Origin of the sequence: Goekera deserti, from assembly GCF_010685995.1 — a bacterium.
GTDB lineage: Bacteria > Actinomycetota > Actinomycetes > Mycobacteriales > Geodermatophilaceae > Goekera > Goekera deserti.
Map to the genome: position 1 here is coordinate 27660 of NZ_JAAGWK010000019.1, position 13358 is coordinate 41017.

The window sequence follows — 13358 nt, forward strand, 5'->3', positions numbered from 1 at the left end:
ACTCACCTCCGGAACTTGGGGTCGAGGGCCTCGCGCAGCGCCTCACCGAGCAGCGTGAAGCCGAGTGCCACGACGATGATGCAGAGCGCCGGGTAGATCGCCAGCTCGGGCCGGATGGACAGCACGCTCTGCGCGCTGGCCAGCATCGCGCCCCACTCGGGCCGGCTGATGTCCGGGTCGCCCAGGCCGAGGAAGCTCAGCGCCGCCGCCTCGATGATGGCGGTGGCCAGCGACAGCGTGGCCTGCACGATCACCGGCGACAGCGAGTTGGGCAGCACGTGGCCGAAGACGATCCTCCGCCGGCGCACGCCGAGCGCCCGGGCGGCCAGGGCGTAGTCGCTGTCCCGCTGCACGAGCATCGAGCCGCGCAGCAGCCGGGCGAAGACCGGGACCTGGGTGACGGCGATGGCGATCATCAGCGACAGCTGGCTGGCGCCGAGCAGCACCGAGATGCTGATCGCCATCAGCAGGCCGGGGATGGACAGCAGGATGTCCACGAAACGCATGACGACCGTGTCGACCTTGCCGCCGAGGCCGCCGGCCAGGATGCCGAGGGCCATGCCGAGCACCGCGCCCAGCACGGTCGAGACCACGCCGATCAGCAGCGACTGCCGGGAGCCGTAGAGCAGCCGGGACAGTACGTCGCGGCCGAGCTGGTCGACGCCGAGCAGGTAGCCGTCCCGGGAGCCGGGGATGGAGCCCTGGCGCACCTCGGACAGCAGGCTCTGGGCGTACGGGTCGCGCGGGGCCAGCAGCGGGGCGAACAGCGCGACCAGCAGGAACGCCACCACGATGACCGCGCCCAGGATGGCCACCGGGTTGCGCCGCAGCCGGCGGACGGCGCTGCGCAGCAGCGACTCGCCGCCGTCGCCGTCGGACAGCTGCCCGGCGCGGGCGGCGAGCTCGTCGATCCGGTCCCGGCGGCCGGCGCCCGGCCGGGGCGTGGTCACGGTCATCGTGTGGTCAGGGTCATCGCGTGCGCACCCGGGGGTCGAGGAGGCCGTAGGAGATGTCCACGAGCAGGTTCACCAGCACGTAGACCACGGCGAGGATGAGGATGAACCCCTGCAGCAGGGAGTAGTCCCGGTCGCTGATCGCCTGGCGCAGCGCCGAGCCGACCCCGCCAAAGGCGAACACCGTCTCGGTGAGCACCGCGCCGGAGAGCAGCAGGCCGGTCTGCAGGCCGATCGTGGTGGACACCGGCAGCAGCGCGTTGCGCACCACGTGCCGGCGGCGCACCACCGACGTGGACAGGCCCTTGGCGTTGGCGGTGCGCACGTAGTCCTCGTTGACCACGTCGAGCACCGCGGCCCGGGTGATCCGCACGATGATGGCCAGCGGGATCGTGCCGAGGGCGATGCCGGGCAGGACCAGGTGCAGCACGGCGTCCCAGGAGGCGTCGAACTCCCGGGTCAGCAGGCCGTCGAGCACGTAGAAGTTGGTGATGTGGGTGGCGTCGATGCGCACGTCCTGCCGGCCGGAGCCGGGCAGCCACCCGAGCTGGACGGCGAACAGCAGCCGCAGCAGGTAGGCGAGGAAGAACACCGGGATGGTGACGCCGAGCAGCGAGGCGATGATCGCGGTGTTGTCGACCACGCCGCCGTGCCGCCGCGCGGCGACGTAGCCCAGCGGGATGCCGATGACGATGGCGAACACGAGGGCCGCCACGGTCAGCTCGATGGTGCCGGGGAACCGGTCCAGGAACTCGTCGAGCACCGGGCGCCCGGTGCGGGTGGAGGTGCCGAAGTCCAGCTGCACCGCACGGCCGAGGAACTTCAGGTACTGGACGACGATCGACTCGTTGAGGCCGAACGTCTCGTTGTACTCGGCGATCTTGGCGGGGGTGGCCCGCTCACCCAGTGCGGCCTGCGCCGGGCCGCCGGGCAGGGCACGCAGCCAGGCGAAGAGCAGCAGGGACAGGCCCAGCAGGATCGGGATGAGCTGCAGGAGCCGCCGGACGATGAAGCGGAGCACGCGTTCGGGTCAGCCTTCCCGGGAGGGGTCGCGGCAGGAGCGGACGGGCACCGCCGGCCGGCTCCCGCGGGGGGAGCCGGCCGGCGGTGCCGGGGGTCAGCCGACCGTGACGGGCGAGAAGTCCTCGGCCGAGAGCGGGCTGGGCACCAGGCCCTGGACGTCCTCGGCCACGACCAGCGCGTTGGGGCTGTGCGAGATCGGGATGGCGGGGAGGTAGTCCATGATCGCCTTGTTGGCCTGCTCGTAGAGCGGGCCGCGGGCATCGACGTCGGGCTCGGCGTCCCCGGCGGCCAGCGCGGTGAAGACCTCCGGGGAGGAGAACCCGCCGAACTCGGCCTTCGCCTTGCCGCCACCGGCGTCGGCGAAGAACGTGCCGATGAAGTTGTAGGCGTCGTTGTAGTCACCGGTCCACCCGAGCAGGTGGACGTCGGCCTGGCCGGCCTGGACGGCGTCCAGGTAGTCCGGGTTCCAGGGCAGCGAGACGGGCTCGATGGTGAAGCCGGCGTCGGTCAGGTTCTTGCTGATGACCTCGAACATCGCGGCCGGGTCCGGCAGGTAGGGCCGGCTGACGTCGGTCGGGTAGTAGAAGCGCAGCGTGGTGTTCAGCGCGCCGGCCTGGGTGAGCAGGTCGCGGGCCTTGGCCGGGTCGTAGTCGTAGCGGGTGACGTCCTCGGTCCAGCCGTCGACGGTCGGCGGCACGAACTCGATGGCGGCCTCGGCACCCTCGGGCAGCAGCGAGCTGACCACGGTGTCCCGGTCGATGGCGTGGGCCAGGGCCTGGCGGACGCGGATGTCCTTCAGGGCCGGGTTGGCGCTGGTGCCGGGCACGTTCCCGCCGTTGATGCCCAGGTACAGGATGTTGAAGGGCTCGCGCGGGAGCACCTGGAACCCGCCGTCCTCCAGCTCCTGGTAGTCGGCCGGGGCGACGAGGTCGTAGCCGTCGATCGAGCCGGCCTGCAGCTCCTGGCGGCGGGTGTTGCCGTCGGGGATGGAGCGGAACACGATCTCCTGCACGCCGCTGGGGTCACCCCAGTAGTCGTCGTTGCGGACGATCCGCACCTCGCTGTTGCCCTGGTCCCAGCTCTCGAACTTGAACGGGCCCGTGCCGGTGGGGTGCTCGAGGGCGTACTCGGTGTAGGTCAGCGCGTCGCCGTTGCCACCGAGCTCGTCGGCGGCGTACTGCTCCAGGGCTGCCGGGCTCTGGATGGCGAAGCTGGGCAGGGCCAGCACCGCCGGGAAGCGGCTGGTGGTCTGGGTCAGCGTGATGACCGCGGTCGAGGGGTCGGTGGCCTCGCAGCCGGCGTAGAGGCTGGGCACGTCCGGGGTGCTGGCGAACCCGCCGAAGTTGTTCTGCCAGTACTCCGACGCGGCGGGGCTCGCGGCCAGGCCGGTGAAGTTGTACTGCCGGTCGAAGTTGAAGCAGACGGCATCGGCGTCGAACTCGGTGCCGTCGTGGAAGGTGACGCCCTCGCGCAGCGAGAAGGTGTAGGCGAGGCCGTCGTCGGAGACCTCGTAGCTCTCGGCGAGCGCCGGGGCGAGGTCGGCCGAGCCCTCCTCGTTGGTGAGCAGGCCCTCGTAGATCTGCCGGGTGACCCGGAAGGACTCGCCGTCGGTGGCGAACGCGGGGTCGAACATCGTCGGGTCGCCGGCAGCGCCGAAGACGAACGTGCCGCCGCCCGACTCGGCGCTCGTGTCGCCGGATTCGTCCCGGTCGCTGGAGGCGCAGGACGCCAGCGCGAGGGCGGTCAGGGTGGCCGCCGAAGCGGCCAGCACGCGGGTGTGGCGACGGTGCATCGCGGAAGACCTGCCTTCTCGGCCTCGCTGGGCCGGATGAGCTGTGAGCCGGGCTCGCCCAGGCAGCAGTTCGTCCTGGGGTCGAGTGCGGACACTAGGTCCCTCCTGTGACGGGTGTGTGACGCGTTCGGAGCATCGTCACCGGATCGAGACCTGACCCACGTCCCGGCCCGCCGCGGGGTCAGGAGCCGGCGCCTCCCGTGGACGGCACGGCGGACGGTGCCGCCACGACCCGGTCACGACCGCTGGCCTTGGCCTGGTACAGCGCGGCGTCGGCCGCCGCGAGCAGCCGCCGGTCCGAGCCTGCCCGCCAAGGCAGCTCCCCGGCCACGCCGATGCTCACGGTGACGTGCCGGGCCGTCGGCGACCAGCGGTGCTCCACGTCGAGCTCCTGCACCACCCGGCGCAGCCGCTCGGCTGCCAGCAGGGCCAGCCGGGCGTCCGCGCCGGGCAACAGGACGCCGAACTCCTCGCCTCCCAGCCGGGCGGCGACCGGCCGCGGCCACGTCCCCGCCGACGCCGGGCCGTGACCGTCACGGAGGTCGGTCCACCCGGCCACGGCGGCCAGGGCGCCGCCCACCCGGCGCAGGCACGCGTCACCGGCGGGGTGCCCGTAGCCGTCGTTGTAGGCCTTGAAGTGGTCGACGTCCAGGATGAGCAGGGCCAGTGGCTCGCCGGCGGCGCGGCACGCCTCCCACAGCCGGGCGTACTCGACCTCGAACTGGCGGCGGTTGACCAGGCCGGTCAGCGCGTCGGTGGAGGCCAGCCAGCGCAGCTGATCGGTACGCCGGTGCAGCCGCACCCGTTCCGCGGCCTCGGACCGGGCGAGCTCGGCCTCCCGCCGGTCGGCCTGCTGCAACAGGTAGGCGGCGACCACGGGGTAGAGCGAGCCGATGACCACCACCTGGACGGCGTAGCCCCAGGCCGGCCCCAGGACGTCGTCGTCGGGGCGCAGCAGGGCCAGTGCCACGACGACCCAGCCGGTGCTCACCCCGAGGATGACCCGGAACGGCAGCCGCAGCACGACCGCGGCGAACATCGGGATCAGGCACAGCGACAGGGCGTACGTCGGCGTCGTCGGGGCCTGGCTGGCCGACAGCGGCGGCACCGCGGCCGGGCCGAGCGCCACCGTCAGCACCCCGTAGGCGCGCAGCAGCCACCTGTCCGGGACGCCCGCGACGGTGAGGCCGACCATCAGCAGGCCCACGACGACCCCGGCGGCGGTGAACGAGGAGATCACCTCGGAGGCGACGTCGGGCATCAGCGGCCGGCTGAGGCGCACGTACACCGCCACCACGGCCAGGCCCGCCAGCCCGTTGACCAGCAGGGTCCAGCGCCGGACGGCGCCCCGCGGCGCGGCACCGTGGCCCGGCTCCGGGCCGGCGTCCCAGGGCTGCGCGTCGGTGTCGGCGGGGGTGGCCGGCGCGGGCGCCAGGAGGGCGGTCGCAGCGGACACCGGGCTCGCCGCCCAGCCGTCCCGGCCACCGTTCTTCACCCGGTACAGCGCGGCATCGGCGGCCTGCAGCAGTGCCGGCGCGCGGCTCCCCTCGGCCGGCCGGGCCGCGCACACGCCGACGCTGACCGTCACGTGCGCCGCGGTCGCGGAGTCCTCGTGCGGCACGTGGAGGGCGCGGACGCCCGCGCAGACGGCCTCGGCGGCCCGGGCCGCCTCGTCCGGGCCGCAGCCGGGCAGCACCAGGCCGAACTCCTCGCCGCCCAGCCGGGCAGCGACCCCGCCGTGCTGCGCCGCCACGTGCATCAGCACGGTGGCGACCCGCTGCAGGCACACGTCGCCCGCGGGGTGGCCGTAGCGGTCGTTGTAGCGCTTGAAGTGGTCGACGTCGACCGCGAGCACGGCGAGGTCGGCCGAGGACGCGGCCGCCGCCGCCCAGAGCCGGCCCAGCTCCACGTCGTGGTGGCGGCGGTTGGCCAGCCCGGTCAGCGCGTCCACCTGGGAGGCGTGCCGCACCTGGTCCACCACCCGGCGCAGCTCGGCCCGCTGCTCGCCGTCGGACCAGCGCAGCAGCACGGTGCGCCGCTCGTGCCGCTCCAGCTGGTGGTTCACGAGCAGGGAGAAGACCAGGGCGGTGCTGAACAGCAGCACGTAACCGCGGTGGGTCAGGGCGGCGTCCCCGGCATCGTGGCCCAGCACCAGGTGGCCGACCCAGATGGTGGCCGCCGTCGACAGGGCGAAGCGGAACTGCTGGCGGGCCACGATGCAGTTGAAGAAGAAGACCAGGATCAGCGCACCGAGCTTGGTGCGGGACAGCACGTCGTCGTCCCGGTGCAGGGAGAGCGAGTACGCCGCGATGACCAGGGTGGTCACCAGGGTGCCCCACTCCAGCAGGGTCACCGTCGGCCCCAGCCGGGGCGGCCGGGCGAACGCACCGGCCACGGTCAGCAGCAACGCCAGGCCGATCGCAGTCAGACGCAGGCCACCCTGCAGGTCGGCCAGGGTCCACGGGACGGGGTCGCTGATCGAGAGGAGCAGGTAGGTGATGCCCCCGCCGAAGAGCGTGGCGACCGACAACCGCCGGACGCGGCCACGAGCGCTCTCGGCCTGGTAGCGCTCCTCCCACGGGGACGGGAACCGCAGCGCCCACGGGGGCCGGGCGAGCAGTCCGTCCAGCTCGGCGGCACCCGCCGGACGCGCACCCGGGGCGCCCTGGGCGTCCGGGCCCGTCGACAGTGTCACCGTGGAGGAGTCGGCAGGACGGGCGCGCGACCGCAGCACCGCGAGGACCCTTCCACCCTTTCGGGTCCCCGTCGGCACCGCACCGTGCGGCACCGCCGCGGCCGGGCGGCCCCCTGTCGGGGGCCCGCCGCGCGCCGGCGGGTGGTGGGGGGACGGGTCGTCGGTCAGGCGGTGATCCGCCGGCGTCCCTCGAAGGCCCGGCCGAGGGTGACCTCGTCGGCGTACTCCAGGTCACCACCCACCGGCAGCCCGCTGGCCAGCCGGGAGACCGCCACGCCCATCGGCGCGATCAGCCGGGCCAGGTAGGCGGCGGTCGCCTCGCCCTCCAGGTTCGGGTCGGTGGCGATGATCAGCTCGGTGACGGTGCCGTCCATCAGCCGGGTCATCAGCTCCTTGACCCGCAGGTCGTCCGGACCGATGCCCTCGATCGGGCTGATCGCGCCGCCCAGCACGTGGTAGCGGCCCTTGAACTCCCGGGTGCGCTCGATGGCCACCACGTCCTTGGGCTCCTCGACGACGCACAGCACGTCCAGCGAGCGGCGCGGGTCCCGGCAGATGCGGCACTGCTCGCCCTCGGCGACGTTGTAGCAGGTGACGCAGAAGCGCACCTCGGCCTGCACCCGCTGCAGGGCGGCGGTGAGCCGGCCGACGTCGGCGGCGTCGGCCGCCAGCAGGTGGAAGGCGATGCGCTGCGCGCTCTTCGGCCCGACCCCCGGCAGGCGGCCGAGCTCGTCGATCAGGTCCTGGACGGCGCCCTCGTACACGGTGCTCCTCGAGAAACGCGGTCGGTCGGTGGGTGGGCGCGGTGGGTCAGAGGCCGGGCAGGCCCAGCCCGCCCCCGAGCCCGCCGGCCAGCGGGCCCATGGCGGACTCCGCCAGCTCGGCGGCCTCGCGGCTGGCGTCCCGGACGGCGGCGACGACGAGGTCCTGCAACGTCTCCAGGTCGTCGGGGTCGACGGCCGCCGGGGCGATGGTGATGCCGGTCAGTTCCCCGGCGCCGGTCATCGTGGCGGTGACCATGCCCCCGCCGGCCGACCCGGTCACCTCCGCCGCGGCCAGCTGCTCCTGGGCAGCGGCGAGCCCGCGCTGCATCTCCGCCGCCTGCTGCATCAGCGCCTGCACGTCGAGGCCTCCGGGTTGCATGCCCCGAGGGTAGGCCCGGCCTGGCCCCCTGGCCCGGTGCGGTCCCCCCGGCGTGGTCGAGCCACCTCCCGGCCGCGGGCGGGCGGCACACCGACCCGCCTGCGGGTGCTGCTGTGCGCGGCGGTGCTGGTGCTGACCGGGTGCGGCGGCACGCCGCCGACGCCGCGCTGATGAGCTCGCCCGAGGGCCAGCAGGCGATCGCCGCCCGGCTGGCCGCCGGGGCGCCGGCTCACCTCTCCCGCTGAGCGTCCACCCCCGCGGCGGCCGGTCGCTGCGCGACGCCGTCCCCGGTGGGCGCCGGGCGGACGCCGGCCAGCACGACCCGGCTGGCCGGCAACGCCGGGATGCGCCGCAGCGAGATCTCCAGGTCCTGCTCGGGCACCTCGTACCGCAGGGCGGCCAGCCGCGGCACCAGCGTCTGCAGCAGCGCGATCGTGAGGTCCTCGCCGGGGCAGCGGTGCCCGGTCACCGGGGAGCCGCCGCCCTGCGGGATCAGCTCGAAGGGGCCGATCTCCCGGCCGACGAACCGCTCCGGGCGGAACGCGAACGGCTCCTCCCACAGCTCCGGGTCGTGGTCCTGACCCCAGATGTCCAGCAGCACCATCGACCCGGCGGGCACGCGCTCGCCGTCCCACTCCAGGTCGCGGGCCGCCCGGCCGCCGGTGAACGGGGCGAACGGGTAGAACCGGCGCACCTCGTGGGCGAACGCCCAGGCGTACCCGCGCTCCCCCAGCTGTTCCGGACCGGCCGCCCGCAGGGACGCCGCGACCTCGGGCCAGCGGTGCAGGGCGTGCGCGCTGAACGCCATGAACCAGGCGACGGCCACCGTGGGCCGGATCGTGTTCAGCAGCTCCACCGCCGCCACCCGGGGGTGCAGCAGCTGCCCGTCGAGGTCCCGGTGCCGGGCCACCACGTCCAGCGCCGACCCCGGCCGGGCCACCGTCGCCCCGCGGCGCACGTCCTGGACGACGCCCGCCAGCCAGGCCTCCCGGCGGGCACGGGCCCGGCGCGCCCGCCAGTGCCGGCGTCCGGCGGTGGCGAAGCCGTCGACCATGGCGGTGAGGTCGGCGGCGAACGCGGGCACCTCGTCGTCGTCCAGGGTCAGGCCGGCCCACCCGGACACGCCGCGGGTCAGCACCTGCGCGGACTCCTGGAAGAGCACGACCCGCTCCCGGTCGGCCCACTGCGGCACCGCGGCGTCCCAGGCGGCGGCGGTGCGCCCGACCAGGTCGGTGACGCCCTCCCTGGTCAGCAGGGTCAGGAACAGCGCCTTGCGCACCCGGTGGGCCTCGCCGTCCAGGGTGTGCACGGCGCCGTGCCCGAACAGCGTGCTCAGCACCGGTTCCGGCATCGCGGTGCGGCGCTGGACGTTGCGCTCGTCGTAGAAGAACTCGGCGGCCGCCGGGCCCTCCAGCCCGAGCGTGCGCAACCCCATCACCCGGGTCTGCAGGGTGTTCCGGCCGGTGGCGCGGCGGCGGTCGGGGAACCAGGCGTAGCCCTGGGCGAGCATCGGCAGGGTGGCGTCCAGGCGTGGGGCACGGGGCATGCAGCCGTCCTGCCCCACCCCGCGGGGCGGTAACCGATGCCACCGCGGCCGTCCGTCAGCGGTCAGCCGGCGACGGCCGGCCGCAGCCCGTCGATCCGCGCCTGGGCCGCGGCCCGGTCCTGCTCGGCGTCGGCGGCGCGCCGCTGCGCGGTGACCTGCTGGCGGCGCGCGGCGTCGAGGTCGGCCTCGGCGGTCTCGGCCGCTGCGGCCGCGTCGGCGAGCTGACGGCGGAGATCGGCCAGGTGCTCGGCGAGCTCCTGCCGGTGCCGGTCCAGCTCGGCCACCCGCCCGGCACCGGCGCGCACCACCTCCGCCGTCTCGGCCGCGGTCCGCTCGGCCCGCTCCAGGGCCTCCCGGGCCGCGAGCAGCTCCCGCTGGAGCTCCGCCTCCCGGCGGCGCTGCTCCTCCCGGCGGCGCTGCTCCTCCTGCTCGCGCTGCTCCTGCTGCCGGCGCTGCTCCTCCTGCCGGTCGCGCTCCTGAGCCCGGCGCCGCTCCGCCGCGTCGGGCGCCGCCGTCCGGGCCGCACCCCCGTCCGCACCCCCGCCCTCGCGCGGTGCCGGTGCACGTCGGCCGGCCGCGGCACCGGCCGGGCCACCGCGCCGCTCCCGGGCCGGCGCGGTGGGCACGCCCGGCGTGGCCACCGCCGAGGCAGGGTCGACGCCACCGGACGGGGACAGGGCGGCCACGAGGCGCCCGGTCAGCACGGCTCGGCCGGCTGCCGGGTCGGCGATGGCCGCCCGCAGCGTCTGCTCCACCTGGTCGACGACGCCGGTGCTCACCGCCCGCCCGTGCTGCCGGGCCAGCGAGCGGGCCTGCCGGCCCATCGCGGCCACGAGCCTGCTGCGCTGCTGGCCCAGCTCGCGCAGCGCGTCGCCCTGGAGGTCCTGCTGGGCATCACGGATCAGCGCGCCGAGCTCGACGAGCTGGGCGACCTCGTCGGGCGACTCGCGGGTGAGCAGGTTGGCCACCCAGGCGGCGAGCGAGGGTCGGGCGAGGCCGCCCAGCTGCTGGGCGAGCGCCCGGTCACCGGCCGCGCGGGCCGCCCGCTGGTGCTCGGTGCGCGCGGCGACGAAGTCCTCCGGCGGGAGGAGGTACAGCGCGTCGGCGACGTCGTCCAGCGTGCTCACGGCAGCACCGGGCGAGGGGCACGGGGCTCGGGCAACGGCGCTCCAGCTGCTGACGTCGGTCCGGCCAGTGTGCCGCACCGACCCGGCCGGTGACCGGTCCTCACGCCGAGACGCGGTCCCGGCGGGTGGTCTTCGCCCGGTGGAGCGCCGCGTCGGCGTCGATCAGCAGCCGCCGGGGCTCGGCGGTGACCGCGGGGCGCACCGAGGCCACCCCGGTGCTCACGGTGACCACGGCGGGCCGGCGGCCGGCTCGAGCTCTCCGGTGCACCGCTCCAGCACGACCGCCAACCGCTGCGGGCACGCGTCACCGGCGGGGTGGCCGTCACCGTCGTCGGACGCCTCGACGTGGTCGGCGTCCACGATGAGCAACGAGGGCACGTGCCGGCCGCGCTGCAGTCGGCCCACGCACGGGAGTGCAGCGGCGGTGCGGTGGCGGTGCGGACACGGCCCGGCACCTCGCCAGGTCAGCCCTCGATCGGGCGCGCGCCGAGCTGGGTGCGCAGCAGCTGCAGCGCCGCCTGCTCCATGTCCACGACCTGCGGCTGGCCGCCGTCCTCGGCGCCCGCCGCGACGTCGGCGGCGCGCTCGGCCAGCAGCTCGCGCGCCTCGGCCACCTCGGCGGCCTGGGCCGCCTCGCGAACGACCTGCGGGCTGGGCGGCGGGCCCCCGGGACCACCGGGTGAGCCGGCCGCCGGGGCGTCCGGGTCGTCGAAGACGACGGCGACCCGCCACCGCACCCCGAGCAGCTCGTTCAGCGCCTCCTGGATGACGGTGCGGTTGAGGTCGTCCCCGAGCCGGCGGGCCAGTGCCGGTGAGGTGGTGGCCAGGGTGAGCACCGAGGCGGCCAGGCCGTGCACCTGCGCGCTCTGCAGCAGCGCCTCGGTGGTGCGCTTGTGCTGCTTCACCACGCGGCGCAGCTCCGGCCAGATGCGCCGGACGTCGGCGGTGGTCAGCTCGCCCTCCCCGGGCGCCGGCTCGCCGGCGGTCGCCGAGACCACCGGCGTCGGCTCGCCCCCGCGGGGCGCCGGCGAGGACTCGGCGGCCGCCCGCGCGGGCACCGGGGCGGGCTCAGGGGCTGCGGGCGCGGCTCCTGAGGGCACGGGTGCGGGGGCTGCGGGCGCGGCTCCTGAGGGCGCGGGTGCGGGGGCTGCGGGCGCGGCCGGTGCCGGCGGCGCGGCCGGTGCCGGGGGCGCGGCCGGTGCCGGGGGCGGCGCGGGCACGGCAGCCGGTGCCGCGGCGCGTGCGACCGGGGCGTGCTCGGGCCAGTCCTCGTCGTCGGTGGGCTCCGGCGGGAGCGGGATGTCCGGCTCGCCCGCCGTCACGGCCGGCCGGCGCCGGCCGTCGGCGCCGGACCCGTCGGGGCCCGCTGCCGCGGGTGCACCGGCACCGGTCGGGGAGCTCGCCGGAGCGGCCGGCCGACGACCCGGCGCGCTGGCACCCGCCGGGGCGGGGGCCGCACCCGCCGGGGTCCGAGCCGACGGAGCTGGAGCTGCCGGAGCCTGGGCTGCCGGGGTGGCGGTGGGTGCGCCGGGCCGGGCGGTCACCGGCCAGCCGTCGGTGCGGGCCGACCCCGGCGGGGCGGTGACCGGCCAGCCGCCGTCCTGTGCGGCCGGGGCAGCAGTCGCGGCCGGGGACGGCGGGGCCGCGGCGGCCTCACGGGCCCGCGACGGCCGCACGTACTCCCGCCGCCCGTCGGCCGCGCCCGGTCCGCCGGCCGCGGGAGCGGCTGCAGCCGGCGGGGCGGTCGCCGCCGCCGGCGTGGGCTCGGCGGCGCGGGGCGCCACCCGCACGGGCGCGTCGGCGGCCACCGGGGCGACGGCCGGTCGGGACGCCGGGCGGTCCGGCGTGGGCGCGTCCAGCGGCCGCCCGGCGTGCTCACCGGCGATCGACATGCGGCGTTCCAGCCGCTCCAGGCGCTGCAGCACCGCGGAGCTGCCGTCGTCGGTGGCCGGCAACAGCATCCGGGCGCAGACCAGCTCCAGCAGCAGCCGCGGCGCGGTGGTGCCGCGCATCTCGGTGAGGCCCTCGTGCACCGTGTCGGCCAGCCGGGACAGGGTGGCCGAGCCCATGCCCTGCGCCTGCCGGCTCATCACGTCCAGCCGGTCGGGCGGGCAGTCGAGCAGGCCACTGCCACCCGCCTCGGGTACCGCGTCCAGCACGATCAGGTCGCGCAGCCGGTCGAGCAGGTCGGTGGCGAAACGGCGCGGGTCGTGCCCGGCCTCGACCACCCGGTCGACCGCCCGGAACACCCCGGGGGCGTCGCGGGCGGCGAGCGCGTCGACCGCCTCGTCCAGCAGTGCCTCGTCGGTGACGCCGAGCAGGCCGACGGCGCTGCGGTAGGTGACGCCCTCGGGCCCGGCACCGGCCAGCAGCTGGTCGAGGATGGACAGCGAGTCGCGGGCCGAGCCGCCGCCGGCCCGCACCACCAGCGGGAACACCGTCGGCTCGACGGTCACGCCCTCCCGGGCGCAGGTGCTCTCCAGCAGGGTGCGCAGCGTCGCCGGCGGCACCAGCCGGAACGGGTAGTGGTGCGTGCGCGACCGGATGGTCGGCAGCACCTTCTCCGGCTCGGTCGTGGCGAAGACGAACACCAGGAACTCCGGCGGCTCCTCCACCACCTTGAGCAGGGCGTTGAAGCCCTGCGTGGTGACCATGTGCGCCTCGTCGACGATGTAGACCTTGTAGCGGCTGCTCACCGGGGCGAAGAACGCCCGCTCCCGCAGGTCGCGGGCGTCGTCCACACCGCCGTGGCTGGCGGCGTCGATCTCGATCACGTCGAGCGAGCCCGGCCCGTCCGGGGCCAGCGCGACGCAGGAGCCGCACACCCCGCAGGGGGTCGACGTCGGCCCCTGCTCGCAGTTGAGCGAGCGGGCGAGGATCCGGGCACTGGAGGTCTTCCCGCACCCGCGGGGACCACTGAACAGGTAGGCGTGGTTGATCCGCCCGCCGTCGACGGCGTTGACCAGCGGACCGGTGACGTGCTCCTGCCCGACCACCTCGGCGAAGCTCGCCGGGCGGTACTTGCGGTACAGAGCCAGAGCCACGCCGAGAGCTTAGGTGCGGGGGACGACGGTCCCGG

At 75.9% G+C, this 13358-nt stretch carries 11 protein-coding genes; all 11 read right to left on the minus strand.

Going from position 1 to position 13358, the window contains the following annotated elements; genetic code table 11:
* Positions 1-2 precede the first annotated feature (2 nt).
* A complete protein-coding gene (locus tag G1H19_RS13215; protein WP_152729484.1) occupies positions 3-956 on the minus strand; it encodes an ABC transporter permease in 954 nt (317 codons plus the stop codon).
* Positions 957-969: 13 nt separating this feature from the next.
* Positions 970-1974, minus strand: a complete 1005-nt coding sequence (locus G1H19_RS13220; RefSeq protein ID WP_162392933.1) for an ABC transporter permease — start codon at positions 1972-1974, stop codon at positions 970-972.
* Between the two features lie 96 nt (positions 1975-2070).
* Positions 2071-3768, minus strand: a complete 1698-nt coding sequence (locus G1H19_RS13225) for an ABC transporter substrate-binding protein (protein ID WP_152729483.1) — start codon at positions 3766-3768, stop codon at positions 2071-2073.
* 181 nt (positions 3769-3949) lie between these two features.
* Positions 3950-6463 (minus strand): diguanylate cyclase domain-containing protein, encoded by a 2514-nt coding sequence (locus G1H19_RS13230; RefSeq protein ID WP_152729482.1) that lies wholly within the window; start codon positions 6461-6463, stop codon positions 3950-3952.
* 164 nt (positions 6464-6627) lie between these two features.
* Positions 6628-7227: a recombination mediator RecR gene (gene recR / locus G1H19_RS13235; RefSeq protein ID WP_162392932.1), complete on the minus strand. Its 600-nt coding sequence runs from the start codon at positions 7225-7227 to the stop codon at positions 6628-6630.
* A 46-nt stretch (positions 7228-7273) separates the two neighbouring features.
* Positions 7274-7606 (minus strand): YbaB/EbfC family nucleoid-associated protein, encoded by a 333-nt coding sequence (locus G1H19_RS13240; protein ID WP_152729481.1) that lies wholly within the window; start codon positions 7604-7606, stop codon positions 7274-7276.
* 229 nt (positions 7607-7835) lie between these two features.
* Positions 7836-9152: a cytochrome P450 gene (locus G1H19_RS13245; RefSeq protein WP_152729480.1), complete on the minus strand. Its 1317-nt coding sequence runs from the start codon at positions 9150-9152 to the stop codon at positions 7836-7838.
* 62 nt (positions 9153-9214) lie between these two features.
* A complete protein-coding gene (locus G1H19_RS13250) occupies positions 9215-10279 on the minus strand; it encodes a hypothetical protein (protein ID WP_193616494.1) in 1065 nt (354 codons plus the stop codon).
* 100 nt (positions 10280-10379) lie between these two features.
* Entirely contained in the window at positions 10380-10502 is a 123-nt protein-coding gene (locus G1H19_RS24010) for a nucleotidyl cyclase domain-containing protein (protein WP_268895329.1), read from the minus strand.
* Positions 10499-10684, minus strand: a complete 186-nt coding sequence (locus G1H19_RS13255) for a nucleotidyl cyclase domain-containing protein (RefSeq protein WP_162392931.1) — start codon at positions 10682-10684, stop codon at positions 10499-10501. Before G1H19_RS13255 ends, G1H19_RS24010 begins: the two co-directional genes overlap by 4 nt.
* Positions 10685-10743: 59 nt before the next feature.
* Positions 10744-13323: a DNA polymerase III subunit gamma and tau gene (locus tag G1H19_RS24015; RefSeq protein WP_162392930.1), complete on the minus strand. Its 2580-nt coding sequence runs from the start codon at positions 13321-13323 to the stop codon at positions 10744-10746.
* Positions 13324-13358 lie beyond the last annotated feature (35 nt).